23 protein-coding genes are annotated in these 25,347 nt (G+C 72.0%); 14 read left to right on the forward strand and 9 right to left on the reverse strand.

Annotated features, from left to right (window positions below; genetic code table 11):
• The first annotated feature begins 184 nt into the window (after positions 1–184).
• From C2L58_RS11325 to C2L58_RS11345, 5 genes are all read left to right on the forward strand, one after another.
• Complete coding sequence (locus C2L58_RS11325) at positions 185–1,192, forward strand: LacI family DNA-binding transcriptional regulator (RefSeq protein ID WP_103337522.1); 1,008 nt, start codon at positions 185–187, stop codon at positions 1,190–1,192.
• Between the two features lie 179 nt (positions 1,193–1,371).
• Positions 1,372–2,748 carry an ABC transporter substrate-binding protein gene (locus tag C2L58_RS11330; protein ID WP_103337523.1) on the forward strand — a complete coding sequence of 459 codons (1,377 nt, stop codon included), beginning with the start codon at positions 1,372–1,374 and terminating at the stop codon, positions 2,746–2,748.
• Complete coding sequence (locus C2L58_RS11335; protein WP_103337524.1) at positions 2,726–3,700, forward strand: carbohydrate ABC transporter permease; 975 nt, start codon at positions 2,726–2,728, stop codon at positions 3,698–3,700. Before C2L58_RS11330 ends, C2L58_RS11335 begins: the two co-directional genes overlap by 23 nt.
• Positions 3,697–4,566: a carbohydrate ABC transporter permease gene (locus C2L58_RS11340; RefSeq protein WP_103337525.1), complete on the forward strand. Its 870-nt coding sequence runs from the start codon at positions 3,697–3,699 to the stop codon at positions 4,564–4,566. The genes C2L58_RS11335 and C2L58_RS11340 overlap by 4 nt, the downstream gene beginning before the upstream one ends.
• A 31-nt stretch (positions 4,567–4,597) precedes the next feature.
• On the forward strand, positions 4,598–6,178 hold the full coding sequence (locus C2L58_RS11345; protein WP_103337526.1) for a glycoside hydrolase family 13 protein: 1,581 nt from the start codon (positions 4,598–4,600) through the stop codon (positions 6,176–6,178).
• Here the strand turns inward: C2L58_RS11345 and C2L58_RS11350 are convergent.
• Positions 6,175–7,509, reverse strand: a complete 1,335-nt coding sequence (locus C2L58_RS11350) for an LVIVD repeat-containing protein (RefSeq protein ID WP_103337527.1) — start codon at positions 7,507–7,509, stop codon at positions 6,175–6,177. The two genes, C2L58_RS11345 and C2L58_RS11350, sit on opposite strands and share 4 nt — an antisense overlap.
• Positions 7,510–7,614: 105 nt before the next feature.
• Here C2L58_RS11350 and C2L58_RS11355 point away from each other — a divergent pair, with 105 nt between their 5' ends.
• Positions 7,615–9,060, forward strand: a complete 1,446-nt coding sequence (locus C2L58_RS11355; protein ID WP_103337528.1) for a peptide ABC transporter substrate-binding protein — start codon at positions 7,615–7,617, stop codon at positions 9,058–9,060.
• 121 nt (positions 9,061–9,181) lie between these two features.
• Here C2L58_RS11355 and C2L58_RS11360 read toward each other — a convergent pair whose 3' ends face one another.
• On the reverse strand, positions 9,182–10,060 hold the full coding sequence (locus tag C2L58_RS11360) for a LysR family transcriptional regulator (RefSeq protein WP_103337529.1): 879 nt from the start codon (positions 10,058–10,060) through the stop codon (positions 9,182–9,184).
• A 71-nt stretch (positions 10,061–10,131) separates the two neighbouring features.
• On the opposite strand from C2L58_RS11360, the gene C2L58_RS11365 reads away from it, so the two are divergent.
• Positions 10,132–11,142, forward strand: coding sequence for an SDR family oxidoreductase (locus C2L58_RS11365; protein ID WP_103337530.1), 1,011 nt, complete (start codon positions 10,132–10,134; stop codon positions 11,140–11,142).
• On the opposite strand, the gene C2L58_RS11370 is transcribed toward C2L58_RS11365, so the two are convergent.
• The 3 genes from C2L58_RS11370 to C2L58_RS11380 all read right to left on the reverse strand — a co-directional run bounded on the left by C2L58_RS11370 (position 11,139) and on the right by C2L58_RS11380 (position 15,004).
• Positions 11,139–11,873: an SDR family oxidoreductase gene (locus tag C2L58_RS11370; RefSeq protein ID WP_103337531.1), complete on the reverse strand. Its 735-nt coding sequence runs from the start codon at positions 11,871–11,873 to the stop codon at positions 11,139–11,141. The genes C2L58_RS11365 and C2L58_RS11370 overlap by 4 nt on opposite strands.
• Positions 11,874–12,040: 167 nt before the next feature.
• The gene (locus C2L58_RS11375) at positions 12,041–13,954 is read right to left on the reverse strand and encodes a S8 family peptidase (protein WP_103337532.1); all 1,914 of its coding nucleotides are present in this window, start codon (positions 13,952–13,954) and stop codon (positions 12,041–12,043) included.
• A gap of 153 nt (positions 13,955–14,107) precedes the next feature.
• A complete protein-coding gene (locus tag C2L58_RS11380) occupies positions 14,108–15,004 on the reverse strand; it encodes an NADP-dependent oxidoreductase (protein WP_103337533.1) in 897 nt (298 codons plus the stop codon).
• A gap of 85 nt (positions 15,005–15,089) precedes the next feature.
• Between C2L58_RS11380 and C2L58_RS11385 the strand changes: the two genes are divergently transcribed.
• Positions 15,090–15,536, forward strand: a complete 447-nt coding sequence (locus tag C2L58_RS11385) for a GNAT family N-acetyltransferase (protein WP_103337534.1) — start codon at positions 15,090–15,092, stop codon at positions 15,534–15,536.
• Here C2L58_RS11385 and lpdA read toward each other — a convergent pair.
• From lpdA to C2L58_RS11400, 3 genes are all read right to left on the reverse strand, one after another.
• Positions 15,526–16,917, reverse strand: a complete 1,392-nt coding sequence (gene lpdA / locus C2L58_RS11390) for a dihydrolipoyl dehydrogenase (RefSeq protein ID WP_103337535.1) — start codon at positions 16,915–16,917, stop codon at positions 15,526–15,528. The genes C2L58_RS11385 and lpdA overlap by 11 nt on opposite strands.
• A gap of 103 nt (positions 16,918–17,020) precedes the next feature.
• The gene (locus tag C2L58_RS11395; RefSeq protein WP_369904177.1) at positions 17,021–17,782 is read right to left on the reverse strand and encodes a lysophospholipid acyltransferase family protein; all 762 of its coding nucleotides are present in this window, start codon (positions 17,780–17,782) and stop codon (positions 17,021–17,023) included.
• Between the two features lie 79 nt (positions 17,783–17,861).
• Positions 17,862–18,266 (reverse strand): nitroreductase family deazaflavin-dependent oxidoreductase, encoded by a 405-nt coding sequence (locus C2L58_RS11400; protein ID WP_103337537.1) that lies wholly within the window; start codon positions 18,264–18,266, stop codon positions 17,862–17,864.
• Between the two features lie 215 nt (positions 18,267–18,481).
• On the opposite strand from C2L58_RS11400, the gene C2L58_RS11405 reads away from it, so the two are divergent.
• The 6 genes from C2L58_RS11405 (at position 18,482) to C2L58_RS11430 (ending at position 24,304) form a co-directional block, all read left to right on the forward strand.
• Complete coding sequence (locus C2L58_RS11405; RefSeq protein ID WP_103337538.1) at positions 18,482–19,522, forward strand: LacI family DNA-binding transcriptional regulator; 1,041 nt, start codon at positions 18,482–18,484, stop codon at positions 19,520–19,522.
• An 82-nt stretch (positions 19,523–19,604) separates the two neighbouring features.
• Positions 19,605–20,741 (forward strand): dihydrodipicolinate synthase family protein, encoded by a 1,137-nt coding sequence (locus C2L58_RS11410; protein WP_103337539.1) that lies wholly within the window; start codon positions 19,605–19,607, stop codon positions 20,739–20,741.
• The gene (locus tag C2L58_RS11415) at positions 20,741–21,553 is read left to right on the forward strand and encodes a sugar phosphate isomerase/epimerase family protein (RefSeq protein WP_103337540.1); all 813 of its coding nucleotides are present in this window, start codon (positions 20,741–20,743) and stop codon (positions 21,551–21,553) included. Before C2L58_RS11410 ends, C2L58_RS11415 begins: the two co-directional genes overlap by 1 nt.
• 51 nt (positions 21,554–21,604) lie before the next feature.
• Positions 21,605–22,267 carry an IclR family transcriptional regulator gene (locus C2L58_RS11420; RefSeq protein ID WP_013228704.1) on the forward strand — a complete coding sequence of 221 codons (663 nt, stop codon included), beginning with the start codon at positions 21,605–21,607 and terminating at the stop codon, positions 22,265–22,267.
• Between the two features lie 46 nt (positions 22,268–22,313).
• Positions 22,314–23,024: a response regulator transcription factor gene (locus C2L58_RS11425; RefSeq protein ID WP_103337541.1), complete on the forward strand. Its 711-nt coding sequence runs from the start codon at positions 22,314–22,316 to the stop codon at positions 23,022–23,024.
• A gap of 2 nt (positions 23,025–23,026) precedes the next feature.
• Entirely contained in the window at positions 23,027–24,304 is a 1,278-nt protein-coding gene (locus tag C2L58_RS11430) for a sensor histidine kinase (protein ID WP_103337542.1), read from the forward strand.
• 134 nt (positions 24,305–24,438) lie between these two features.
• Here the strand turns inward: C2L58_RS11430 and C2L58_RS11435 are convergent, their stop codons facing one another.
• Positions 24,439–25,272, reverse strand: a complete 834-nt coding sequence (locus C2L58_RS11435; protein WP_103337543.1) for an SCO6745 family protein — start codon at positions 25,270–25,272, stop codon at positions 24,439–24,441.
• Positions 25,273–25,347: the final 75 nt, after the last annotated feature.

Genomic DNA, 25,347 nt, shown 5'->3' on the forward strand with positions numbered 1-25,347 from the left:
GGTGGTGGTGGTGCGGGCTTGGGTGGTGGTGGTGCGGGCTTGGGTGGTGGTGGTGCGGGCTTGGGTGGTGGTCACGTCGGCCAAGCTAGGAACGGGATGTGCGGCCTCGGTGACCGTTGATCACCAGCTCCGCTCCGGTTCCGCACGTCGTGCTTTTGCGCTTGATTGCGGTAAAGTTTCAGCTATGACGCGTCGTCTTGCCGAAGTCGCCCGCCAGGTCGGGGTCAGCGAAGCCACGGTCAGCCGGGTGCTCAACGGCCGGTCCGGGGTGTCCGCGAGCACCCGCGCCGCCGTGCTCACCGCGCTGGACGTGATGGGCTACGAGCGGCCCACCCAGCTGCGCGGCGAGCGGGCCCGGCTGGTCGGGCTGGTGCTGCCGGAGCTGCAGAACCCGATCTTCCCGGCGCTGGCCGAGATCATGGGCAACGCCCTGGCCCAGCAGGGCTTCACGCCGGTGCTCTGCACGCGGACGGCGGGCGGGGTGTCCGAAGCCGAGTACGTCGAGCTGCTCCTGCAGCAGCAGGTGTCGGGCGTGGTGTTCGCCGGCGGGCTGTACGCGCAGGCCGACGCGGTGCACTCCCACTACCACCACCTCGTCGAGCGGCGGCTGCCGACGGTGCTGATCAACGCGGCGGTCGACCACCTCGGGCTGCCTCAGGTCTCCTGCGACGACGCGGTGGCGGTCGAGCAGGTCGTCGGGCACCTGAGCTCGCTCGGGCACGAGAAGATCGGCCTCGTCCTCGGCCCGTCCGACCACGTGCCGTCGCAGCGGAAGCTCGAGGCGTTCCGCTCCTACGCGGCGAAACTCGGGCTGCCGGTGCTGGACGAGCTGATCGAGCACGGCATGTTTTCGATCGAGGGCGGCCACGCGGCGGCCGCCCGCCTGTACCCGCGCGGCGCGACGGCGGTGCTCTGCGCGAGCGACCTGCTGGCCCTCGGCGCGATCCGCGCGGCCCGCCGGCAGGGCCTCTCGGTGCCGGAGGACATTTCGGTGGTCGGCTACGACGACTCGGCCCTGATGAACTGCACCGACCCGCCCCTGACCACCACCCGCCAGCCGATCGAGGCGATGGGCCGGGCGGTGGTGGAACTGCTGGTCAAGCGCATCAACGGCGGTGAGGTCGCGGCCGAGGAACTGCTGTTCGCCCCGGAGCTGGTGGTCCGCGGGTCCACGGCCCGCCGCACCGCCTGACCCGAGTACCGCGAGAGCGCGACGGCTTGTCGGCCGTCGCGCTCTTTGGCGCGCCCGAACTCGCTCGAGTCCTGTTCGTAAGTTGCAAAATCTCGTCGGGTTATTGCGGCCATCGCGTCTCCCACTTTAGAGTGACCGCAATCACGTGACAGCCGTCGCGACCCGAGAAGAGGCTTGAGATGAGCAGTACCTGGTCCCGAACCGTCTCCCGCCGAACGTTGTGCCTGCTCGCCGCCGGTGGTCTCGCCCTCGGGGTGGCCGCCTGCGGGGACGGTGACACCGCCGCCCAGCCCGGCGGCAAGGTCAAGATCACCGTCACCGGGCAGCCGCCGACCAGCCAGCCGTTCGAGCGCAGCGTCTTCGACGCCGACGTCAAGGAGTTCGAGGCGGCCCACCCGAACATCCAGATCGAGCCCCACGAGGGGTTCATGGACCCGAAGACGTTCTCCGCGAAGCTCGCCGGCGGCCAGCTCGAAGACGTCTACTACGTCTACTTCACCGACCCGGCGCAGATCATCGCCCGCCACCAAGCCGCCGACATCACCGAAGCCGCCAAGAGCGTCCCGCACGTCAACGACCTCAAGCCGGAACTGCTGGACAACTTCCGCGACGCCGGCGGCAAGCTGTACGGCCTGCCCACGATGAACTACACGATGGGCCTGCTCTACAGCCGCCCGCTCTTCCAGAAGGCCGGGCTCGACCCGGACAAGCCGCCGCAGACCTGGGACGAAGTCCGCGAAGCCGCGAAGAAGATCTCCGCGCTCGGCAACGGCGTCGTCGGGTACGCCGACTACAGCAAGAACAACCAGGGCGGCTGGCACATGACCGGCTGGCTCTACTCGATGGGCGGCGACATCGCCCGCAAGGACGGCGACAAGTGGGTCGCCGACTTCGCCAACGAAAAGGGCAAGCAGGCCCTCCAGTACCTGCACGACATGCGCTGGACCGACAACTCCATGGGCGCCAAGCAACTGCTCGAAGCGCAGGACGTCCAGCGGATGATGGGCGCCGGCCAGCTCGGCATGTACATGGCCGCCCCGGACAACGTGCCGGTGCTGGTCAAGCAGTTCAACGGCAAGTACGAGGACTACGGCATCGCGGGCATGCCCGGCGGCCAGGGCACCCTGCTCGGCGGCGAAGGCTACATGCTCAACCCGAAGGCGTCGCCGGAGAAGATCAAGGCCGGCCTCGAGTGGATCCAGTGGAAGTACCTCAACCCGGACCGCTTCGAAAAGCACATCCGGCAGTACGTCGACGGCAAGCAGCCGGTCGGCCTGCCCGCCGAGCCCACCCCGGACGTCTGGCAGGGCGCGGTGCGCGACCAGCAGCTGGCGTTGAAAGCCAAGTACGCCAACGTCCCCGCCCAGAACTACACGTCCTATGTGGACACGACCAGCAAGATCAAGGGCAGCATCGAGCCGCCGAACGCGCAGCAGGTCTACGCCGCGCTCGACAGCGTGATGCAGGCGGTGCTCACCGACCAGAACGCCAACCTCGACCAGCAGCTGTCCTCGGCCGCGTCGAAGGTCAACGGTGTCCTCGCCCAGGTCAAGTAGCCTGCTCGCCTGGCCCGCGGCGAAACCGTCGCGGGCCGGGCGCCCGGCCGTGTCGCAAGAAGAACGCCGCCGCACCCGGCTCAAGCGCAAGCTCAAGGAGAACCTCACCGCGTACGGCCTGCTCTGTGCCGCCCTCGTGGTGTTCGCGCTGTTCTCCTGGTACCCGATCGTGCGCGGTGTCCTGCTGAGCTTCCAGCAGGTCGACTTCGTCAACGCGCCGACGTGGGTCGGGTTCGACAACTTCGAACGGCTCTTCGCCGACCCGCTGTTCGGCGTCGCCTGGCGCAACACGCTGCTGTTCACCGGGCTCGCGCTCGTCTTCGGCTTCGCCGTCCCGTTCCTGACGGCAGTGCTGCTCAACGAGATCCGGCACGCCAAGGCGTTCTTCCGGCTCGCCGTCTACCTGCCGGTGATGCTGCCGCCGGTGGTGACGGCGCTGATGTGGAAGTGGTTCTACGACCCCGGTCCGGGCCTGTTCAACTCCGCGCTCGGCGCGGTCGGCCTGCCCGGCGGCCAGTGGCTCGACTCCTCCACCACCGCGATGCTGTCGCTCGTGTTCGTCTCGACGTGGGCCAACATGGGCAGCACCACGCTGATCTACCTGGCCGCGCTCGGCACCATCCCCGGCGAGCTCTACGAAGCCGCGGAGCTCGACGGCGCCGGGCTGTGGAAACGGCTGCGGCACGTGACGTTCCCGCAGACCCGGTTCGTCCTGCTGGTGCTCCTGCTGCTGCAGATCGTCGCGACCATGCAGGTGTTCACCGAGCCGTACGTGATGACCGGCGGCGGCCCGGACGACTCGACGGTGACCGTGCTCCTGCTGCTCTACCGCTACGCCTTCGTCTACAACGACTTCGGCTCGGCGAGCGCGATGAGCCTGCTGCTGTTCGTGGCGCTCGGCGTGTTCTCGGCGTGGTACGTCCGGCTGACGCGGAAGGCGGACCAGTCATGAGGACCCTCGTCTCCCCCGGCGCGCTGCGGAGCCCGCGCGGCAAGGTCGTCTACGGCGTCGTCTTCGCCGGCACGCTGGCGGTGTTCTTGCTGGCGTTCATGTTCCCGCTCTACTGGGTCGTCACCGGGGCGATGAAGTCCCCGCAGGAACTGGCGCAGACGCCGGCGACGCTCGTCCCGCACGAGTGGCACCCGGAGACCTTCGCCGACGCCTGGGACCAGCTGAACCTCGGCAAGTACTTCCTCAACACGCTCGTCGTCGCCGGCGGCGCGTGGCTGGCGCAGCTGGCCATCGACGTCCCGGCGGCGTTCGCGCTGTCGAAGCTGCGGCCGAAGTTCGGCAACGTCGTGCTCGGGCTGATGCTGGCCACGCTGATGCTGCCCGCCACCGCGTTGCTCGTCCCGACGTACGTGACGGTGACGGACCTGCCGCTGCTGCACCTCAACCTGATCAACTCACCGGCCGCGATCTGGCTGCCCGCGGCGGCGAACGCGTTCAACATCTACCTGCTGAAACGGTTCTTCGACCAGATCCCGGACGAGCTGATCGAAGCGGCTCGCCTCGACGGGGCCGGGCCGGTGCGCACGCTCTGGCGGATCATCCTGCCGATTTCGCGGCCGATCCTGGCCGTCGTGTCGATCCTCGCGGTGGTCACCGCGTGGAAGGACTTCATCTGGCCGCTGCTGGTGTTCCCGGACACCGGGAAGCAGACGCTCTCGGTGATGCTGCAGCGGGTGGCGATCGACATGCCGCTCAACGTGCTCGTGGCCGGGATGGTGCTGGCCAGCCTGCCGATGGTGGCGCTGTTCCTGGCCTTCCAGCGGCAGATCCTCGCCGGGCTGACCGCCGGCAGCCTCAAGGGCTGATCTTTCGACAACGACTCAGGAGGGCACTTCCGTGACCGACAAGACCGGCTGGTGGCGGAGCGCGGCGATCTACCAGGTCTACATCCGCAGCTTCGCGGACGGCAACGGCGACGGCGTCGGCGACCTCGCCGGCGTCCGCGCCCGGCTGGACCACCTGGCCGACCTCGGCATCGACGCGATCTGGTTCACCCCGTGGTACCCGTCGCCGATGGACGACGGCGGCTACGACGTCGCCGACTTCCGCGACATCGAGCCGCTGTTCGGCACCCTCGCCGAGGCGGAGGACCTGATCGCCGAGGCCCACGCGCGCGGGATCCGGGTGATCATCGACATCGTGCCCAACCACTGCTCCGACGAGCACCGCTGGTTCCAGGCCGCGCTCGAAGCGGGCCCGGGTTCGCCGGAGCGGCAGCGGTTCTGGTTCCGGCCCGGCCGCGGCCCGGACGGCGGCGAGCCGCCGAACAACTGGAAGTCGCGCTTCGGCGGGTCCGCGTGGACCCGGGTCCCGGACGGCGAGTGGTACCTGCACCTCTACAGCTCGCGCCAGCCGGACTTCAACTGGGACAACCCGGAGATCCGCACGGAGTTCGAGGACGTGCTGCGCTTCTGGTTCGACCGCGGCGTGGACGGCTTCCGCATCGACGTCGCCGACGGCCTGGTCAAGGACCCGCACCTGCCCGACGTCGACGACGGCGACGAGACGCCGTTCTCCGACCAGGAAGGGCTGCACGAGATCTACCGGTCGTGGCGCAAGATCGCCGACAGCTACGGCGGCGAGCGCGTGCTGGTCGGCGAAATGTGGCTGGCGGACATGTCGCGGGCCGCCCGCTACCTGCGCCGCGACGAGCTGCACTCGGCGTTCAACTTCGACTTCCTGGTCTGCCCGTGGGACCCGGCGCGCTTCCGCGACGTCATTTCCCGCACGCTGAAGGCCCACGACGAGGTCGGCGCACCGGCGGCGTGGGTGCTGTCGAACCACGACGTCACCCGGCACGTCACCCGCTACGGCCGCGCCGGCGACACGGGTTTCTCGTTCGCGAACCGGCTGCACGAGCTGCCGGTGGACCTGGAACTGGGCACCCGCCGGGCCCGGGCAGCGGCGCTGCTGACGCTGGCCCTGCCCGGCGGGCTGTACGTATACCAGGGCGAGGAGCTGGGGCTGTGGGAGGTCCTCGACATCCCCGACGAGCTGCGGCAGGACCCGGTCTTCGCCCGCACGGGCGGCACCGACCCGGGCCGCGACGGCTGCCGGGTCCCGATCCCGTGGTCCGGCGACGAGCCGCCGTTCGGCTTCGGCACCGGGGACGCGTGGCTGCCGCAACCGGCGGAGTGGAAGGCGTACACGGCTTCGGCGGAGGCGGCGGATCCGGACTCGATGCTGTCGCTGTACCGCGCCGGGCTCCGGATCCGGCGTGACCTGCCGACGGGTCAGCTGGAGTGGCTGTCGCTCGGCGAGGGCGTGCTGGCGTTCCGGCTCGGCACGGAGTTCACGTTCGCGCTGAACTTCTCGCCCGAACCGGTGCCGCTCCCGCCGGGCGAGGTCCTGCTGGCCAGCGGGCCGGTCGGCAACGGCGAGCTGCCGGCCGACACCGCTGTCTGGCTGCGGTCCTAGCGGGTCAGCTGCAGGATGTCTACGCCGCGGGCGTTGTCCGCGACGTAGACGTACCTGCCGTGCCAGTACGGCGCCCACGCGCTCGCATCGGCCGGGCGGTAGTACGCGATCTGGCGCGGGTTCGTCGGGTCGCTGACGTCGAGGAACCGGGTGCCCTGCGCGTAGAACGACTGCACCAGGATCTTGCCGCGGACGTCGAAGTAGTGCGCGGAACAGTCGTCGGAGGCCGGGTCGCTGCCCTCCTGGCCGTTGACGCCCCAGGTGCCGACGCTTTCCAGGCGGAACGGCTTCTCCGGCGTCGAACGCCAGCCTTCGCCGTGGTAGGAGCCCTTCAGCGACGAAATCGTCAGGACGCCGTCGCCCGCGCAGCCGTCGACGAAGTTCTCCTCCGTCGCGTAGATCAGGTCCTGGCCGCGCCAAGCGCCGTCGCCGATGCGGTGGCCGGCCGGGTGGAAGCTGTTGTGCATGAACCGCGAGGGCGCCGCCGTCTCGGCGATGCCGCCACCGGCGTACGGGATCGGCTCGTGCGCGGTGGCGCGGCGGATCTTCCCGGACAGCGGGTCGCGGTGCACGCCGTTCGTCCAGTAGCCGCGGACACCGCCGCGGCCGGACACCCAGGCCACGCCGTCCGCGTCGACCTGCACGTCGTGGACGTAGTCGGTCTTGCCGTCGTTGCGGGCCAGCTCGATCGGTTCCGGGTTCACCTTCGGGTGCTTCGGGTCGCGGATGTCGGTGACCCAGATCGGCCGCCCGCCCCAGTCGGCCGGCTGGTTGTCGGCCTTCGCCGGGCCGCCGGTCCACAGGTAGCGGCAGCCGTCGACGCAGCTGGTGGTGTGGCCGGCCGGCACCTGCACGTAGCTGAGGATCGCCGGGGCCTCGGGCTTCGAGACGTCGACGACGTAGATCCCGGACTCGCCGGTGTGCGTGGTGCCGCCGTACGCCCGCGGGTCGCGGGAGAGGAACACCAGCTTGCGGTTCTGGTCGACCTCGGTGTCCTCGGTCTCCCACAGCCCGGGCAGGCTGACCTGCCCGACCAGCTTCGGCGCGGCCGGGTTCTTCGTCAGGTCGTAGACCTTGAGCCCGAACTCGCCGGACACGACCATGACGTCGCGGCGGCCGTAGTCGAGGAAGTTGATCGAGATGGCGCCGGCGGCGTCGGGCACGTTGCCGACGGCCTTGACGTTCTTGACCGCCCCGGGATCGCCCAGCGTGCGGGCGGCCGGCACCGCGGGTTTGTCGTCCTCGCCGCAGGCGGCGGCCGGGAGCCCGGTCGCGACCAGCGTGGCGCTGACGGTGACGGCGGCGAAGCACGACCGCAACCAGGTGCGCACGGCAAACCTCCCAGAACCCTGGCGAGCGTGACCCACCGAACGGTACGACGGAGATCAACCGGACACAACCGTCTTTCGTTGCCATCCGACTGGTAGGACTGGCTCATGCGTTTGCTCGTGCTGTTCGCCGCCGTGGCCCTCGCCGTCACGGGCTGTTCGGGGTCCGACACCGCCCGGCCCGGTGTCCTGTCCGTCGGCATCCGGGAGCCCGCGACGCTGCTGCCCGCCGACCTCGCCGACCAGGCGGGCCGGCTGGTGACGAGCGTGCTGTGGACCCCGCTCGCCGACTACGACGCGACGTCCGGGAAGGTCACCCCGCGCGCGGCGGCGTCGATCGAGAGCACCGACCGGGTGCACTGGACGGTCAAGCTGCGGCCGTCGGCGTTCCACGACGGCACCCCGGTCACCGCCCAGTCCTATGTGGACACGTGGCGGGTGATCGCCGCCTCGCACTGGGTCTCGTCGCCGGTGCTGACGAAGCTCCTGCGGGCCCGCGGAATCAAGGCGGCGGCCCCGGACACGATCGCGCTGACCCTCGACCGGCCGTCCGGCCAGGTGCCCGCGCTGCTCTCCGCGCCGGGCCTGGTGCCGCTGCCGGCGTCGGTGCTCGCCTCCCAGGACTGGGACGCGTTCGCGAAGGCCCCGGTCGGCAACGGCCCGTACCGGCTCGACGGCGGCTGGCGGCCGGGTTCGGGCGGCACCCTCAAGCGCGTCGGCGCGGGGAAGGCCGAGGAACTCGACCTGCGGGTCGGCGAGCCGGCGGCCCAGTACGACGCGGTCAAGGCGGGCACGCTCGACCTCGCGACCGAGGTCCCCGGCGAGCGGCACGAGGCCATGCACGGCGAATTCGCCGGCCGCCACGCGTCCTGGGCCCTGCCCGAGGCGGGCTACCTGGCGTTCCCGGTGACGAACCCCCGGTTCGCCGACCCGACGGTCCGCCACGGTTTCGCCCTCGGCGTCGACCGCGCGGCGCTGGAGGCCGGCCCGCTGGCGCACCAGGTCGACCCGGCGAAGGCGATGCTGCCCCCGTCGGACGCCCCGGGTGAGCGCTCGGGCACCTGCCGCCCCTGCACCTTCGACGCGGCGGCCGGCAAGGCCCTGCTGAAGCAAGCGGCCTTCCCCGGCGGCGCGACCGTCTACTTCGGACCGGGCGCGGAGGCGTGGACGCGCGCACTGGTGGTCGGGTTGCACAAGGCACTGGACGTTTCCGTGACGGCACAGGCGGCCCCGCGCACGGACCAGCTCGACGGCCCGTCCACGTTGGACGTCAAGCCGGCGACGGGAAGCCCGTACGAGCTGCTGTCGGAGCTGGCCACGGCGTCGGGGTACACCGACGACGTCTTCCGCCAGAACCTGGCGCTGGCCGACGCGGCGGCCACCCCGGAGGAGGCGGGCGAGCTGTACCGGCTGGCGGAGAACCAGCTGCTGCGCGACCTGCCGGTGGCACCGCTGTGGTCGGGCCACGGTCACGCGGTCTGGGCACCGCGGGTCCACGACGTCACGGCCACGCCGTTCACCGGGCCGGTGCTGGCGGGGATCGGCGTCTCGTGAGCTGGGAGCCCGCTCCGCTGTGCTGCCGGAGCAAGGCCTGGGCCGCTGACTGGATCGGGGGTTTGCCCAGCCACCGGCGACCCCGGAGCGAGCATGACTACCTACGGGCCACAGGCCGCCTCTAGACCGTGGCGTGCTCCACGAGCGTCTCGATGAACGCCCCGGTCAGCGGGTCCGGAGCCGCGCGCGTGTAGGCCGTCAGCGTCCGGCGGACCGGCGTGCTCGGCCGCAGGACCCGGCCGTCGAAGCGGGGCGGCAGGACGTTGGCCGGGACCAGCGCCGGGCCGAGGCCCGCGGCCGCGAGGATCGGCGCGGCCGCCGTCTGCTCGGTGCGGACCGCCGCGCGGGGGCGGAAGCCCGCCGCCGCGCAGGCCGCGTCGACCAGCTCCGCCAGGCCGTTGCCCGGGGCGTAGTGCACCCACGCGCAGCCGGCGAGCGTCGCCAGGTCGACTTCGCCGGTGCTGTCGTCCTCGCGGGCGCCGTCGGCGGGCAGCACGACGACGAACTCCTCCACCCCCAGCTCGCGCACCGGGCCCGCCCAGTCGCCGGGGCGCGGGCCGAGCGCCACGTCGGCCTCGCCCGCGGCCATCGCCTCGCGCAGCTCGCCGGCGTGCCGGAACTCGATCAGCCGCACGTCGACCTCGGGCCGGTCGCGCCGCCACACGCGCAACGCGGGCGGCAGCACGCCGAGGCTCACCGAGTACACCGTGGCGACCTGCAGCTCGCCCGCCGTCGTCCCGGACGCGAGCCGGGCCGCGCAGCGCGCGCGTTCGGCATCGGCCAGCGCCGCCCGCGCGTGCGGCAGCATCGCCCGGCCCATCGGCGTGAGCCGGACCGCCCGGGGCAGCCGCTCCAGCAGCGGCCCGCCGAGGCCGCGCTCGAGGGCCCGCATCTGGTGCGACAGCGCCGGTTGCGTCACGTGCAGCTGCTCGGCGGCGCGGGTGAACGACCCGGTGTCGACCACCGTGACCAGGTACTCGAGCTGCCGTAGACTTGTCATGAACGCAGTTTATCGACTTGGTGACAACTAAGCCTTGGACTTATCCCATCCGGCTGACCAGCCTTGACGGCATGGAACGCAAGACAGCTCTGGTCGCCGGGGCCAACGGGATCATCGGCAAGAACCTCGTAGCACACCTGCGGGCCGACGGTGGCTGGGACGTCGTCGGCCTGTCCCGGCGAGGCGGGCCGGGCGCGATCGCCGTCGACCTCCTCGACGCGGCCGGCACCCGGGCCAAGGTCGGGGCGCTGACCGGCGTCACGCACCTCTTCTACGCGGCCTACCAGGACCGGCCGACGTGGGCGGAGCTGGTGCCGCCGAACCTGGCGATGCTGACGAACCTCGTCGACGCGACGGGGCCCGGCTTGCGGCACGTCAGCCTCATGCAGGGCTACAAGGTCTACGGCGCGCACCTCGGCCCGTTCAAGACCCCGGCGCGCGAGACCGACGCCGGGCACATGCCGCCGGAGTTCAACGTCGACCAGCAGCGGTTCCTCGAACGGCGGGCGGGCGAGTGGACGTGGTCGGCGATCCGGCCGTCGGTGGTCGGCGGCACCGCGCTGGGCAACCCGATGAACCTGGCGCTGGTGATCGCGGTGTACGCGTCGATTTCGAAGGAACTCGGGCTGCCCCTGCGCTTCCCCGGCGAGCCCGGCGCGTACGACAGCCTGCTGGAAATGACCGACGCGGGCCTGCTGGCCTCGGCAACGGTCTGGGCCACCGGGCACCAAGGCGCGTTCAACATCGCGAACGGCGACCTGTTCCGCTGGCGCGAGCTCTGGCCGAAGCTGGCGGCGTACTTCGACCTCGAGGTGGCGCCACCGCTGCGGATGTCGCTGGTGGACGTCATGGCGGACAAAGGTCCACTGTGGTCCGACATGGCCGTCGCCCACGGTCTTTCGGCGTCCTATGCGGACGTCTCGGCCTCATGGGCGTTCGGCGACTTCGTGTTCGGGTGGGACTACGACATGTTCGCGGACACGTCGAAGGCGCGGCGTGCGGGTTTCCACGAATACGTCGAGACGGAGCAGATGTTCTACCGGTTGTTCGACGAATTCCGGAAGGCGCGGGTGATCCCCTAGCCGCGCCCGATGAACGGCATGGTCGTCGCGGTGATGGTGAGGAACTGGACGTTCGCGTCCAGCGGCAGCCCGGCCATGTACCGCACCGCGTCGGCCACGTGCCGGACGTCGAAGGTCGGCTCGGCGACGACCCGGCCGTCGGCCTGCGGGATGCCGGCGGCCATCCGCTCGGTCATTTCGGTGGCCGCGTTGCCGATGTCGATCTGCCCGCAGGCGACGTCCCAGGCCCGGCCGTCCAGCGAGATCGATCGGGTCAGCCCGGTGACGGCGTGCTTCGTCGCGGTGTAGGCGACGCTGGCGGGCCGCGGCGCGTGGGCGGAGATCGAGCCGTTGTTGACGATCCGGCCGCCGCGCGGGTCCTGGTCCTTCATCAGCCGCACGGCTTGGCGGGCGCAGAGGAACATCCCGGTGAGGTTGACGTCGACGGTCCGCTTCCAGTCCTCGACGGACAGGTCGGCGACGGTCCCGCCCGCGGAGATCCCGGCGTTGTTGAACAGGAGGTCGAGCCGCCCCCACCGGTCCCGCACGGCGTCGAAGAGCGCCTCGACGGCTTGCTCGTCGGAAACGTCGGTGGGCACCGCGAGCGCGTTCTCGAAGCCCGAGGCCGTTTCCTCGAGGGCGGAAGCGCGCCGCCCGGCCAGCGCGACCCGGTAGCCGTCTGCCAGGAGTGCCCGGGCCACGGCCCGCCCGATGCCCGACCCCGCTCCGGTGACGACCGCCGTTTTCACCATCCCGCCTCCTGGACTGCGCACATGGAACTTCGCGAGAGCTTCCGAGCCGGGCTGGCCCGGCAACTCGGCCACCCTAGCGGCCTGCGGGGCGGCCTCGGCTTCCCCCTGCTCGTGTCCGGGAAATGACGAGCGGGGCCCGGCTCGCGCCGGACCCCGCCCAGAAGGAATTACTTCGCCGCCACGCCCAGCGCGGCGAGCGCCGGGCCGGCCATGATCACGCCGTTGCCCGTCACCGTGTCGAAGCCGGGCGCGCCCAGGTCGATCGACGAGGACACCAGGGCCGTGCGGATGTCGGCCTGCGTCGCCGTGGGCTTGCCCGACAGCAGCAGGGCCGCGATGGCCGCCGCGTGCGGGGCCGCCGCCGACGTGCCGAAGAACGGCTGGAAGCCCGTCACCGAGGTCGCGACGCCGTCGGCCGCGGTGATGTCCGGCTTCGCGCGGACCGTGCCGCCGGTCGAGGACACGTTGCCCGGGGTGATCGCCGTGCCGTTGGCGGTGTAGAACACGCGACGCCGGCCGTCCGAAGAGAACCGCTCCCACTTGCTCGACGCCGTGTACAGGCCGGGGTACGGGCCGGCCGGGTTGGCCGGGTCACCGGTCTCCAGGGGCCGGGTGAACGCGCCCGCCGCCGGCGCCGCCGCCACGCTGAACGCGTTGACCGCGGCCGAGTGGCCGTTCGTGACGCCGTTGGTGCTGAACGCCTTGAGCGAGCCCGAAGCCACGAACCGGCCGCGGATCACGTTCAGCGCGAGGAAGCGGTCGGCGCCGCTGTACTTGACCACCGCGACCTTGTAGCCGGAGCCGGTGGTGGGCACGGACGCGATCTCGTACGGGTTCTGCGAACCGGACTGCGCGTTCTCGCTGGAGGCCACGACGCTGCCCGCGGAGTTCAGGATGAACAGGTCGTAGTCGTTGGCGGACTTGCCCCACGGGTCGGACCAGAACAGCGTCACCGGCTTGCCGAGCGAGCCCGCCGAGAGCGCGTCGAAGTTCTGCGTGGTGCTGCTCGGGTCGAAGTCGTGCGGGGTACCGGTGACGCCGCTGATCTTCGCCGGCGAGGCCCGGAAGTCGCCCTCGTAGTAGCCGCTGGTGCCGTCGGTGGCGTTGCCCGAGTTGCCGGCCGAGGAGAAGTAGAGCGTGCCGGCCGCGGTCACGTCGTTGACCGCCTGCGCGACCTGCGTGTCCTGGAACGGCGATTCGTCGAAGTAGGAGACGTCGTCGACGATGATCCGGCAGTTGCCGGTGCTGCGCAGGGCGCGGATGTTCGCGGCGAAGCTCGCTTCGCTGGTGAACGCGGTCGCGAAACCGAGGGTCGCGTCCGGCGCGAGGTCGTGGATGATCTCGAGCATCGCGGTGCCCTCGTCGCCGCTGCCCTTCTGGCCGGACAGGACGTCCACCGCGGGCAGCTCGCCGGCGGCCTGCGACTTCGCCAGGGAGTCGACGCCGTCGGAGAGCACGCAGACCTTCACGCCGGAGCCGCTGACGCCGTAGGTGGTGCGGGCGGTGTCGGCGCCGTGCGCCTTGTCCCCTTCGGAGACCTGCGTCGCGGCGGCGGCCTGCGCGGCGGCGGTCCGGGCGGCCGCGCGGAAGTCGCGGTTGCCCGGCTCGCTCCAGGTGGTGGCCTGGGCGGCGGGCTTCACTTCGGCGACGTCGGCCCGGCCGGCGATCGCGTCCAGGGCGGACAGCGGCAGGTCGGCGCGGACGGCGCCGTCCGGCGAGACGGAGCGGACCGCGCCGCCCGCCGCCGTGACGGCGTTCGCGACGGCCTTCCCCTGCGCGGCGATGTCGACCGAGACGGTGCCGGCGTTGCTGACGCCGACGCCGGAGCGGTATGCGGGCAGCTTCGCGGCCAGCGACCGGTCGGCCCGCAACCGCTTCTCGACGACCAGCTGGCTCGATTGCTTGCGCTCGGCGGGGCTCAGGCTCTTCTTGATGCTCTGCAGTGCGCTGATGCCCGCTTCGGTGCGCGCGGCCGCCGCGTCCACCGTGGACGGCTGCGCCACCGAGACCCCCGTCGTCAGCAGCAGCGCGCCGACCGTCAGCGGAACCGCGTGCGCGGCTGCCCGGCTGAATCTCACCATCGATGTCTCCCTGTGATACTCGGTCACTCGACCGAATGACACCCGACCGGGTGTAATGGGGAGAATCTAAGGAGTGACCGAGCCGGATTCCAGCGACCAAAGTCGGGAAGGCGCTTCGGTCCACATGCTGGAACGTTCCGGAGTCCGCGCCGCTCAAGAAAACGTGAGAACTATTTTTCCGCGGCCGTGCCCGGTTTCGATTTCCCGGTGCGCGGCCGCGGCCTCGGCGTACGGGTAGGCCCGGCGCACGAGGAACCGCAAGTCGCCCTTGGCGTAGAGCGCCGCCAGCTCGGCGAGCCGCGCGGCCGAGCGCCCGGATTTCGCGACGAGCACGCCGAGTCCGGCGGCCCGGCCGTGCTCGACGAGGGTGAGGATCCGATCTCGCGCCTTCACCAGTTCGAGTGAGACGTCAAGTGCTTCCCCGCCGGCCCCGTCGAGCACGGCGTCGATGCCCCGCGGCGCGGCGGCCACAATGCGGTCCTTCAACCCTTCCCCGTAGACGACGGGGGTCGCCCCCAGCTCGCGCAGGTAGTTCTGGTTGACCGCGCTCGCGGTGCCGACCACCCGCGCGCCCCGCAGTTTCGCGAGCTGCACGGCGGCGGTGCCGACCGCCCCGGCGGCCCCGTGGACGAGCAGCGTCTCCCCTTCGCGCGGGTTCAGCATTTCCAACGCGATGGAGGCGGTCTGCATCCCGGCGGTGAACCCGCCGGCGACCTCCCACGGCATTTCCGGCGGCTTCGGCGTGACATCGCCGACGGGCACGACGACGTACTCGGCGGCGGCCCGCACGGCGGTGAAGCCGAGAACTTCGGTGCCCGCCTCGAGTTCGCCCTCGTCGACGACGCCGGCGAACTCGTTCCCGGGCACGCGCGGCCAGGAGAGCGCCAGCCCGGGCGGCTCCCACCCACCCCGCACAGCGGCATCGTAGGGCTGCACCCCGGCGGCCTTGACCCGAACACGAACCTCCCCCGGCCCGGCGTGCGGCTCCGGCAGGTCGAGGACGCGGAGCACTTCGGGACCACCGAATTCGGTGAACGCCACAGCTTTCATGGCGTCAGTCTGATACTTCGAGCGCACTGGAGGTCAACCACGCGGTGGACGGAAACTGTCGGTGCCCTGCCGTACGGTCCGGGGCATGGCAGAAATCGAGATCCGCCGCGCCAACCCCGCCCAGGCCGCCGCGCTGACAGCCTTGGTGCACGCTTCTTCGACGTACCAGGGCGACTACGCGTCCATTTTGGACGGTTACACGATCACGCCGGACCACCTCGAGGCCCACCCGGCCTTCACGGCCGCGAAGGACGGCGAGATCCTCGGCTTCTACGCGCTCCTCGCCGGGAAACTCGATCTGCTCTTCGTCGCCGACCGGGCGCAGGGGCTCGGCATCGGCGCCCGCTTGATCGAGCACATGCTCGCCGAAGCGCGCGAGCGCGGGCTGGACAGCGTGCGCGTCGTGTCCCACCCGCCCGCCTTGGCGTTCTACGTCCGGATGGGCGCGCGGCGCACCGGCACGATCCCGGCGAACCCGCCGAAGGTCCGCTGGGACCGGCCGGAGCTCCGCTTCGACGTCCCTACAGGTTGATCATGTGGCCGGCGAGGCCGTGGACCGCTTCCTTCACCGCTTCACCCAGCGTCGGGTGGGCGTGGACGTTGCGGGCCACCTCGTGCACCGTCAGGTCCCACTGCTGGGCCAGCGTCAGCTCCGGCAGCAACTCCGTCACGTCCGGGCCGATCAGGTGGCCGCCGATCAGTTCGCCGTGCTTCGCGTCGCTGATCAGCTTCACGAAGCCGCCCGGGTCGCCCAGGCCCTGGGCCTTGCCGTTGGCCGTGAAGGGGAACTTCGCCACCTGGACGTCGAAGCCCTTCTCGCGGGCCTGTTCCTCCGTCCAGCCGAAGCTGGCGATCTGGGGCTGGCAGAACGTCGCGCGCGGGATCATCGGGAAGTCGAGTTCCATCGTCTCCGCGCCCGCGATCGTCTCCGCCGCCACCACGCCCATCGACTCCGACGCGTGCGCCAGCATCAGCTTCGCCGTCACGTCGCCGATCGCGAAGATGTGCTCGACGTTCGTGCGGCCGCGGCCGTCCACGGCGATCGCGCCGCGGTCGGTCAGGGCCACCCCGGTCTTGTCCAGGCCGTAGCCCCCCACGCGCGGCTGGAAGCCGATCGCCTGCAGGACCTTGTCGGCCTCGAGGACCTGCTCGCCGTTCTTCTCCGAGGACACCGTCACCCGCACGGAGGAACCCGAGTCGTCGATCGACTCGACGCGGGTCGACGTCAGCACCTTGATGCCGAGCTTGCGGTACCGGCGCGCCAGCTCCGCCGACACCTCGGCGTCCTCCAGCGGCACCATCCGGTCGAGGAACTCGACGATCGTGACGTCGACGCCGTAGTTGTGCAGCACGTAGGCGAATTCGACGCCGATCGCGCCCGCGCCGGCGATCACGATGCTCGAGGGCAGCTCGCTCGACAGGATCTGCTCTTCGTAGGTCACCACGCGCTCGCTGCGCGAAGTCCCCGGCAGCAGCCGCGTGGTCGCGCCGGTCGCGATGATGCAGTGGCCGAACGTGATCCGCTCGCCGTTCACCTCGAGGGTGTGGTCGTCGAGGAAGGTGCCGTGCCCGTCGAACTCGGTGATCTTGTTCTTCTTCATCAGGAAGTGCACGCCCTTGACGCGCCCGTCGGCGACCTTCCGGCTCCGCTCGTACGCGGCCGTGTAGTCGACCTTGATCGGGCTGTCGGAGGAGATGCCGAACGCCTTCGCCTCCTGCATCACCACGTGCGCCAGCTCGGCGTTGCGCAGCAGCGCCTTCGACGGGATGCACCCGACGTTCAGGCAGACGCCACCCCAGTACTTCTCCTCGACCACCGCGGCGCTCAGCCCCAGCTGGGACGCGCGGATCGCCGCGACGTAGCCGCCCACTCCGGCCCCCAGCACGACGACATCAAAGTGTTGTGCACTCATCCCTCGAAACTACCCCTTCGGGCAGGTCGGGGCGGGGTGACCCGGGCCTCACGGCAGGCAGCCCGGAAGGCCGCCAAGGCGCCCTCGCAGCGGCCGGCGGTCGTCAGGCCGCGGCCGGACGTTCCTCGCCGCGGATGCCCTCCAGCAGCGCCGTCACCGCGGCCATGATCCGGGCCGTCGCCTCCTCCAGCACCTCGCGAGTGCGCGGAAGGCCGGCGAGGTCGGAGAGGTCGACCGGCGGCCCGGCGACCAGCTCGACGGTCTTGCGCGGCAGCCCGCGCGGCAGCTTCGCCGTCGACGGCAGCAGGTGGTGGGTCCCCCAGTTGGCCACCGGGATCACCGGCGCCCCGGTCTCCAGCGCCGCCCGCACCACCCCGGTCTTGCCGCGCATCGGCCAGCCGTCCGGGTCGTTCGAGAAGGTGCCTTCGGGGAAGATCGCCACGCACTCGCCCGCCCGGACGGACGCCACCAGGTCGCGGTAGGCCTCCGCGGCCGTCGCCGCGCCGCGGTAGACCGGGATGTGCCGTCCGGAGCGCATCACGCGGCCGACCACCGGCAGCTTCCACAGCGAAGCCTTCGCCAGGTAACGCGGCACGCGGCCGGAGGCGAGGCAGAACGCCGTGAGCGTCGTCGGGTCGGCGAACGACAGATGGTTAGACGCCACCAGCACCCCGCCGGACTTGGGGATGTGGTGCGAACCCCGGACGCGGAACCGGGTGGTCTGGACGAGGAACTGCCAGACCACCTCGATCGCGAAGCTGTACCAGGCGCCACGGCCGGCGCGGGCGAAGCGCCGGCCGTAGGCGATCATCTGGCGCCGGGTGAGCAGCTCACCCTCGAGGTCCAGCGCGGTCCAGCGGTCCATGGGTGTCATTCGTAGCCCACGACCGGCCGGATCGGCCCGCGCCCGCGCCGAACGCGGCGCAGATCACAGCGAAAAACTTTCAGACCCGCTCGAGCACCACGACCGGGATCTCACGGTCCGTCTTCTTGGCGTACTCGTTGTAGTCCGGCCAGACGGCGGCGAGCTTTTCCCACAGCTTCGCGCGCTCCTCGCCGGCGGCCGTGCGCGCGCGGGCCGTGAACTTGTCCGCCTTGACCTGGACGCCGACCTCGGGGTGCTCGACGAGGTTGAAGTACCAGCCGGGGTGGTTCGGCGCGCCGCCCTTGGAGGCCACGATCACCGGGTTGCCGTCGACTTCCTGGTAGATGAGGGCGAACTTGCGCTCCTGCCCGGTCTTGCGGCCCGTGGTGGTCAAGACCAGTGTCGGGACGCCTTCCTTCCACTCGTGGCCGACCTCGCCGTCGGTCTCCTCGTAGCGGCGGACGTGCTCGTCACCGAACAGCATGCGTGGTTCCTTTCGCGTCGATCGGCAGTGGCGGGCTCACCACTTGAAGGTTCTCCTTGTTCCCAACACACGCGGCCCGCGCGATCTTCCCGTGAGTTTCACTCGTTCGGGTGAGGTCCCCCGAGCAGCGGCTTCTCGGGACACACCCCCCTCCCAGTAGATTGCACCGACCGAGCACGCGGAGACACTCGAGACCGACCTTGGAGGAGCCAGCCATGAAGGCCCGGCCGCACGTGACACTGGAAGACGTGGCACGCAGCGCGAACGTCTCGCTCGCGACGGCGTCGCGGGTGCTCAACGGCACCGCGTCCGTCCGCGCCGACCTGCGGGAGCGGGTGTCCGCCGCCGCGGCCGAGCTGGCCTACGCCCCCAACGCCCACGCCCAGGCCTTGGCCGGCGGCACCCACCGGACGGTCGGCGTGATCTGCCACGACGTCAGCGACCCGTACTTCGCGGCCATCGCGGGCGGGGTGATGCGGGTGGCCACCGACAACGGGCTGCTCGTCATGCTCGCCGGCACGTTCCGCGACCCGGACCGCGAGGTCGCCTACGTCTCGACGCTGCGCGCGCAGCGGGCCGCGGCGATCCTGCTCATCGGCTCGGCGTTCGAGGACCGGGCGTGGGAACGCGCGATGGCCGCCGAGCTGGAGCCCTACCGCCGCGGCGGCGGCCAGGTCGCGGCGGTCAGCCGGCACCGCGGGCTCAAGATCGACACCGTGCAGCCGGACAACAAGGGCGGCGCCGCGGCGCTGGCGAAGGAACTGGTCGGCCTCGGCCACAAGCGGTTCGCCGTGCTGGCCGGGCCGCGGCGGCTGAGCACCGTGATCGACCGGCTGGCCGGTTTCTCCGGCGAGCTCGCCGCGCACGGCATCGAACTGCGCGAAGACGACGTCGTCGAGGCCGCGTTCAGCCGCGACGGCGGCTACGAGGCGACGAAGCGGCTGCTCGCCGGCCGCAAGCGCAAGCTGCCGACCTGCCTGTTCGCCGTCACCGACGTGATGGCGATCGGGGCGCTGACGGCGTTGCGCGAGGAAGGCGTGTCCGTGCCCGGCGACATCTCGGTGGCCGGCTTCGACGACATCCCGGTGGTCCGCGACCTGGCCCCGGCGCTGACCACGGTCCGGCTGCCGCTGGAAGAGCTCGGCGAACGCGCGATGGACATGGCGATCAAGGGCTCCGCGGGCACCCGGCCGCGGACGGTCCGGCTGTCCGGCGAAGTCGTCCTGCGCGAAAGCACCGGACGCCCGAAGCGCTGAGGCCCACCGGGCCTTGTCGCGGCGCGGCACAAGCCCTACCGTGGGCTGAGAAAGCGCTTTCTGACCCTTCCGGAGGTCCTCGATGCTCGTGCTCCCGGCCCCCGGCGGCAAGCTGCTGAACTGGTCGCCGTCCGGGCCACGGCCCCCCGCACCACCCCCGAACACGCCGCCGACTTCGCGCATCGCCTACGCCGCCGCGCACGTCGTCGCGGACGCGCTGGCCGACGAGCCCTACGCCGTGGACTGGGACACGACGCTGGCCTTCCGCGAGCACCTCTGGTCGTGCGGGCTGGGCGTCGCGGAGGCGATGGACACCGCGCAGCGCGGGATGGGCCTCGACTGGGCGACGACGCGGGAGCTGGTGTCCCGCACCGGCGCGGTCGCGGCCGGGCGGCGCTGGTGCGCCGGGGTCGGCACCGACCAGCTGCCGCCGGGACCGGCCACCGTGGCGTCCATTGTGGACGCCTGGCGCGAGCAGCTCGACCTGGTCGCCGGCGCGGGCGCGATCCCGGTCGTGATGGCCAGCCGGGCTCTGGCCGCCGCCGCCCAGAGCCCGGACGACTACCACGCGGCGTACGGGAAGCTCCTTTCCGAGACGGGCGGGCCGGTCCTGCTGCACTGGCTGGGCGAGCAGTTCGACCCGGCACTGGCCGGCTACTGGGGCCACGACGACGTCCGCGCCGCCGCCCGCGAGCTGGCGGCGCTCTGCGCCGAGCACGCCGCGACGATCGCCGGGGTGAAGGTTTCGGTGCTCGACGCCGAGATCGAGATCGAGTTCCGCCGGGCCCTCCCGGCCGGCGTCGCCTGCTACACCGGCGACGACTTCAACTACCCCGAGCTGATCGCCGGCGACGCGGAAGGCCACAGCGAAGCCCTGCTCGGCATCTTCGACCCGATCGCCCCGGTGGCCGCGGCGGGGCTGCGTCGCCTGGACGACGGCGACCAGGCCGGGTTCCGCGCCCTGCTCGACCCCACCGTGCCGCTGGCCAGGGAGATCTTCCGCGCGCCGACCCGGCACTACAAGACGGGCGTGGTGTTCCTGGCCCACCTCAACGGCCACCAGGACCACTTCCGGATGATCGCCGGCCAGGAATCCGCGCGCACGATCACCCATCTGGCGACGCTGCTGCGACTCGCCGACGAGGCCGGCGTGCTGGCCGACCCCGACCTGGCCGAGGCCCGGATGCGGCCACTGCTGCGGGTCGCGGGGGTGGCGTGATGGACCCCCGGCTGAGCCTCAACCAGATCACCACGAAGTCGTGGTCGCTGCCCGAGGCGGTGGCCGGCTGCGCCGAGGCGGGCGTCGGCTGGATCGGGCTGTGGCGCGACAAGGTCGCCGAGACCGGGGTCGACGAAGCCGCGCGGCTGCTCAAGGAGCACGGGGTGCGGGTTTCGTCGTTGTGCCGCGGCGGGTTCTTCACCGGCGTGACGCCGGAGGGGTCCCCTGTGGACGGTGTGGCCCAGACCCGGGAGGCGATCGACGAAGCCGCCGCGCTCGGCGCCGACGTGCTCGTGCTGGTCGTGGGCGGGATCGCGGGCAACGACCTCGCCGCGTCCCGGCAGCGGGTCGCCGACGCGGTGGGCTCGCTGGCGCCGTACGCCGGGGAGCGCGGGGTCCGGCTCGGGCTGGAGCCGCTGCACCCGATGCAGTGCGCGGAGCGATCGGTGCTGTCCACTGTGGACCAGGCGCTGGCGATCGCGCTCGAGCACCCCGTCGATCAGGTCGGGGTGATCGTGGACGAGTTCCACGTCTGGTGGGACCCGCGGATCGAGGAGTCGATCGCCGCGGCCGCCGGCCGGATCGCCGGGTTCCACGTGTGCGACATCCTCGTGCCGCTCCCGGACCCGTTGCTGGGCCGCGCCCTGCCCGGCGACGGCCCGATCGACCACCGCCACCTGCGCGCGGCGGTGGAGGCCGCGGGCTACACCGGGCCGATCGAGGTCGAGGTGTTCAACGCTGATCTGTGGGCGCAGCCGGGCGAGGACGTGCTCGCCGCGACCATTGCGGCGTTCGAGCGACACGTGGCCTGAACCGGTCCGCCTGGCGGTACCCTGGGTCCACCAGGCGGACGGGGGTCGCTCATGAAGGCAGACGAAGACGGATCGGTCCGGAGCGTGCTCCGCGCCTTCGACCTGCTCGCTCTCTTCACCGAACACCGCCGGACCTGGGCGGTCAAGGACCTCACGACGGCCAGCGGCCTGGCGAAGACGACCGTGCTGCGGCTGGTCGCCACCTGCGAACAGCGCGGCCTGCTCTGGACCCGGCCGGACGGGCGGATCACCGTCGGGCCCGGGATGCTGCGGTGGGCGCAGCTGGCGAACACCGCGTGGCAGCTGCCCGAGCCGGTCCGCCAGGTGCTGCGAGAACTGGCCCGGGAATGCCGGGAAACGGTGAACCTCTACGTGCGCAGCACCGCCGTGCTCGTCTGCGTGGCCCAGCAGGAGGGGCCGCTGGCCATCCGGCACGTCGGCCGCGTCGGGGATGAGCTGCCGCTCGGCTTCGGGGCCGCCGGGCGAGTTCTCGACGGTGCCGAGGGCGCCGCGGTCAGTCACGGGGAGCCGGAGCCGGGCGCGTCCAGCGTCGCCGCGCCGGTGCACGACGGCGACGGGCGGCTGCTGGCGGCCCTCGCGATCACCGGGCCCAGCAGCCGGTTCGGGCCCGGCGAAGTCGCCGCGTTCACCGAGGCCCTCGCCGCCGCTTCGGTGCGGATATCGCAGATCGGCCTCGCGACGCGGGCGGAATAGGCCACAGCCGTCCGGAATCCCGGGTGCGGTTGGTTAGGCTTCCGGCATGCCGAACCTGCTGGTGGTGGAAGACGACGCGGCGATCGGCAGCGTGCTCGAATCGACCCTGCGACTGCACGGTCACCAGGTGTGCTGGCGCCGCGACGGGCGGACCGCCCTGCAAGCCGCCGAACCCGGCGATTTCGACCTCGTGCTGCTCGATCTCGGGCTGCCCGACCTGGACGGCGTCGAGGTCTGCCGCCGCCTGCGGGCCGCGCTGCCCGCCGCGGTGCTGGTCATCCTCACCGCGAGGCAGGAGGAAATGGACGTCGTCGTCGGGCTCGACGCCGGGGCCGACGACTACCTCACCAAACCGATCCGGCTGGGCGAGCTGCTCGCCCGGGTGCGGGCGCACCTGCGGCGCGGCGCACCGCCCGGGGCGCGGCCCCCGGTGACCATCGGCGGGCTGACCGTCGACATCGCCGGCCGCCGCGCCATCCTGGGCGGGCGTGAAGTGGTGCTGCGGGCCAAGGAGTTCGACCTGCTGGCCCGGCTCGCCGAGCAGCCCGGCGTCGCGGTCAGCCGGGAGACGCTGATGTCCGAGGTCTGGGACGCGCACTGGTACGGCTCGACGAAGACGCTGGACGTGCACATCGCGGCGGTGCGCCGCAAGCTCTCGGCGGCCGCCGGGCCCGACGACCAGGTGCCGCGGATCGCCACCCTGCGCGGGCACGGCTACCGGCTGGAAGACCCGGCGCGCACCGCCGCCGAAGGGTAGCTGTGCGCCGCCGGATCATTGCGCTCACGGTGCTGGCCGCCTTGGTCGCGACCGCGCTCTTCGCGCTGCCGCTGGGCATCGCGGCGATGCAGTACTACCGCGACGACACCAAGTCCGAGTTGGAGCGCGCCGCCGACACCGTCGCGCTCACGGTGTCACACGAGCTGAACACCGGCCTGGCGCCCGACCTGCCGTCGACCGGCGACGAGGACGGAGCCGACGTCGCGATCTACGGCCCCGACGGACGCCTCCTCGCCGGGCACGGACCCGCCGTCGCCGGCCCGGTCGCGCGGCGGGCCGCGAGCGCCACGGTGGACGTCGTCATCGAGCAGGAAGGCGACGAGGTCGCGCTGGCGGTCCCGGTGCTGAGCGGCTCGCGAGTGACCGGTGTGGTCCGCGCCGCGCTGCCGATGTCGGACCTGCGGCTGCGGGTCGTGCTGACCTGGCTCGGCATGGCCGCGCTCGCGGTCGCCGCGATCGGGGTCAGCTGGCTGCTGGCCCGGCGGTTCACGACGCGGCTCGTCCGGCCGCTGGAGGAACTCGCTGAGGCGGCCGGCCGCCTCGGCGACGGCGACTTCACGGCCCGGTCCCCACGCGCGGGCATCCCCGAGATCGACCAGGTCGGCGAGACGCTGGACGCCACGGCGACGCGGATCGGCGAGACCCTGGAACGCGAGCGGGCGTTCTCCGCCGCGGCGTCACACCAGCTGCGCACGCCGCTGACCGGGCTGCGCCTGCAGCTGGAAGCGGCGCTGGAGACACCGGCGGCGGACCCGTACGCGGCCATCCGCGCCGGCATCGCGTCCGCCGACCGGCTGGAACGCACCATCGAGGACCTCCTGGCGCTGGGCCGGGAACGCCGGGGCCAGCGGGCCGAGCTGGATCTCGACGCGCTCCTCGTCGAGGTCCGGCAGGCCGGCGAGGCCCTGCTCGGGCCGCAGGGGCGGGCGCTGCGGATCCGCCGGGACGACCCGCCCCCGGCGCGCGTGGCGGCCGCGGCGGTCCGGCAGGTCATGGGCGTGCTGCTGGACAACGCGGTGACCCACGGGCGCGGCACGGTCACCGTCCTGGCCCGCGACGCCGGTGACGCGCTCGCCATCGACGTCACCGACGAAGGCCCGGACCTAGGCGAGACGGACCCGTTCGCGACGGCGCCCACCGGCCACGGCATCGGCCTGCGCCTGGCCCGCGGCCTCGCCGAAGCCGAAGGCGGCCGCCTCCGGCTCAGCCGTCCCGACCCGCCCACGTTCACCCTCCTCCTCCCTGCCGCCCACCCGTGACCGAAAGGTCAACACGCGTGTCTGGAAGGTCGACACGCGTGATTGGGAGGTCGACACGACAGCGAGCCGTGTCGACCCTTCAATCACGGGTGTCGACTCTGCAATCACGGGTGATGGCTCGGGAATCACGGTGGTCACATCGGGAAGGTCTTGCGGAAGGTGGCCGAGATCGGTTCGAGGTCGGCCACGAGCTGGGCGAGTTCCGCGGGGGTCAGGGCGTTGTAGGGGGCTTCGGCGAGCCGGTCGGTCAGGGCCTCGACGCGGGCCTTCGTGGCCCGGCCGGCCTCGGTGAGCCAGCCGTCGGTGCCGACGAGGCCGCGGGCGCGCATGCCGTCGATGACCGCGTCCAGCTGCGCGGCGGGGAGGTGCCAGACCCGGCCGAAGTCCTTCGCGGGCGTGTCGGCGGACAGGGCGTGGAGCACGTGGGCCTCCGTCCCGCCGATGCCCTCGGCCACCAGCGCGACGGTGTGGCCGTCGCCGCGGTGCTCGCGCAGCAGGGTCGCCGCGTGCCAGAGCCGGGCCACCGGCTCCTGCGGTACCGGGAGCGCGCGCAAGGCGGCGTAGAGGGGGCGGCCCTCGACCGGTGCGCTGGTCGCCGCCTTCAGCAGGAGCTCGCCGGCGCGGGCGACGCCCGGGTCGTCGGCGAGGGCGCCGAGGATCCGCCGCATCCCCGCGACGCAGCCCCGCTCGCGGGCGGACAGCGCCGCCTCGGGCGTGGTCAGGTCCCAGACGCGCGGGAGGTGCCGGGCCACCTCGCCGGGAGCGAAGTTGTAGAAGATCGCGTGGACCACCTCGGCCGGCACCCCACGCCCGAGCGGCGCGGCCCGCCCGGCGAAGTAGGCGTCCCACACGTTGCGCAGGCCCAGCGCCAGCAGGGCCTCGTCGGACTCGTCGGCGAAGTAGGGCACCAGGCCGATCGGCTCGACCAGGTCGTACATGCGGCGCGCGACGGGCTCGGACATCTTCATCCCCTGGGAGTCGTGGCGGCGCCCTCGTGGCGACCGCTCACCCCCTCCACGAACGGCTCACGCGGGATCCGACAC

Origin of the sequence: Amycolatopsis sp. CA-126428 (genome assembly GCF_002904335.1) — a bacterium.
Lineage (GTDB): Bacteria > Actinomycetota > Actinomycetes > Mycobacteriales > Pseudonocardiaceae > Amycolatopsis.

What these genes read in the sequence shown, in the direction of transcription:
- C2L58_RS11325 (WP_103337522.1), top strand. Translation starts at nt 185, where the DNA reads ATGACGCGTCGTCTTGCCGAAGTCGCCCGCCAGGTCGGGGTCAGCGAA.
- C2L58_RS11330 (WP_103337523.1), top strand. Translation starts at nt 1,372, where the DNA reads ATGAGCAGTACCTGGTCCCGAACCGTCTCCCGCCGAACGTTGTGCCTG.
- C2L58_RS11340 (WP_103337525.1), top strand. Translation starts at nt 3,697, where the DNA reads ATGAGGACCCTCGTCTCCCCCGGCGCGCTGCGGAGCCCGCGCGGCAAG.
- C2L58_RS11355 (WP_103337528.1), top strand. Translation starts at nt 7,615, where the DNA reads ATGCGTTTGCTCGTGCTGTTCGCCGCCGTGGCCCTCGCCGTCACGGGC.
- C2L58_RS11360 (WP_103337529.1), bottom strand. Translation starts at nt 10,060, where the DNA reads ATGACAAGTCTACGGCAGCTCGAGTACCTGGTCACGGTGGTCGACACC.
- C2L58_RS11365 (WP_103337530.1), top strand. Translation starts at nt 10,132, where the DNA reads ATGGAACGCAAGACAGCTCTGGTCGCCGGGGCCAACGGGATCATCGGC.
- C2L58_RS11370 (WP_103337531.1), bottom strand. Translation starts at nt 11,873, where the DNA reads ATGGTGAAAACGGCGGTCGTCACCGGAGCGGGGTCGGGCATCGGGCGG.
- C2L58_RS11375 (WP_103337532.1), bottom strand. Translation starts at nt 13,954, where the DNA reads ATGGTGAGATTCAGCCGGGCAGCCGCGCACGCGGTTCCGCTGACGGTC.
- C2L58_RS11380 (WP_103337533.1), bottom strand. Translation starts at nt 15,004, where the DNA reads ATGAAAGCTGTGGCGTTCACCGAATTCGGTGGTCCCGAAGTGCTCCGC.
- C2L58_RS11385 (WP_103337534.1), top strand. Translation starts at nt 15,090, where the DNA reads ATGGCAGAAATCGAGATCCGCCGCGCCAACCCCGCCCAGGCCGCCGCG.
- lpdA (WP_103337535.1), bottom strand. Translation starts at nt 16,917, where the DNA reads ATGAGTGCACAACACTTTGATGTCGTCGTGCTGGGGGCCGGAGTGGGC.
- C2L58_RS11395 (WP_369904177.1), bottom strand. Translation starts at nt 17,782, where the DNA reads ATGGACCGCTGGACCGCGCTGGACCTCGAGGGTGAGCTGCTCACCCGG.
- C2L58_RS11400 (WP_103337537.1), bottom strand. Translation starts at nt 18,266, where the DNA reads ATGCTGTTCGGTGACGAGCACGTCCGCCGCTACGAGGAGACCGACGGC.
- C2L58_RS11405 (WP_103337538.1), top strand. Translation starts at nt 18,482, where the DNA reads ATGAAGGCCCGGCCGCACGTGACACTGGAAGACGTGGCACGCAGCGCG.
- C2L58_RS11410 (WP_103337539.1), top strand. Translation starts at nt 19,605, where the DNA reads ATGCTCGTGCTCCCGGCCCCCGGCGGCAAGCTGCTGAACTGGTCGCCG.
- C2L58_RS11415 (WP_103337540.1), top strand. Translation starts at nt 20,741, where the DNA reads ATGGACCCCCGGCTGAGCCTCAACCAGATCACCACGAAGTCGTGGTCG.
- C2L58_RS11420 (WP_013228704.1), top strand. Translation starts at nt 21,605, where the DNA reads ATGAAGGCAGACGAAGACGGATCGGTCCGGAGCGTGCTCCGCGCCTTC.
- C2L58_RS11425 (WP_103337541.1), top strand. Translation starts at nt 22,314, where the DNA reads ATGCCGAACCTGCTGGTGGTGGAAGACGACGCGGCGATCGGCAGCGTG.
- C2L58_RS11435 (WP_103337543.1), bottom strand. Translation starts at nt 25,272, where the DNA reads ATGAAGATGTCCGAGCCCGTCGCGCGCCGCATGTACGACCTGGTCGAG.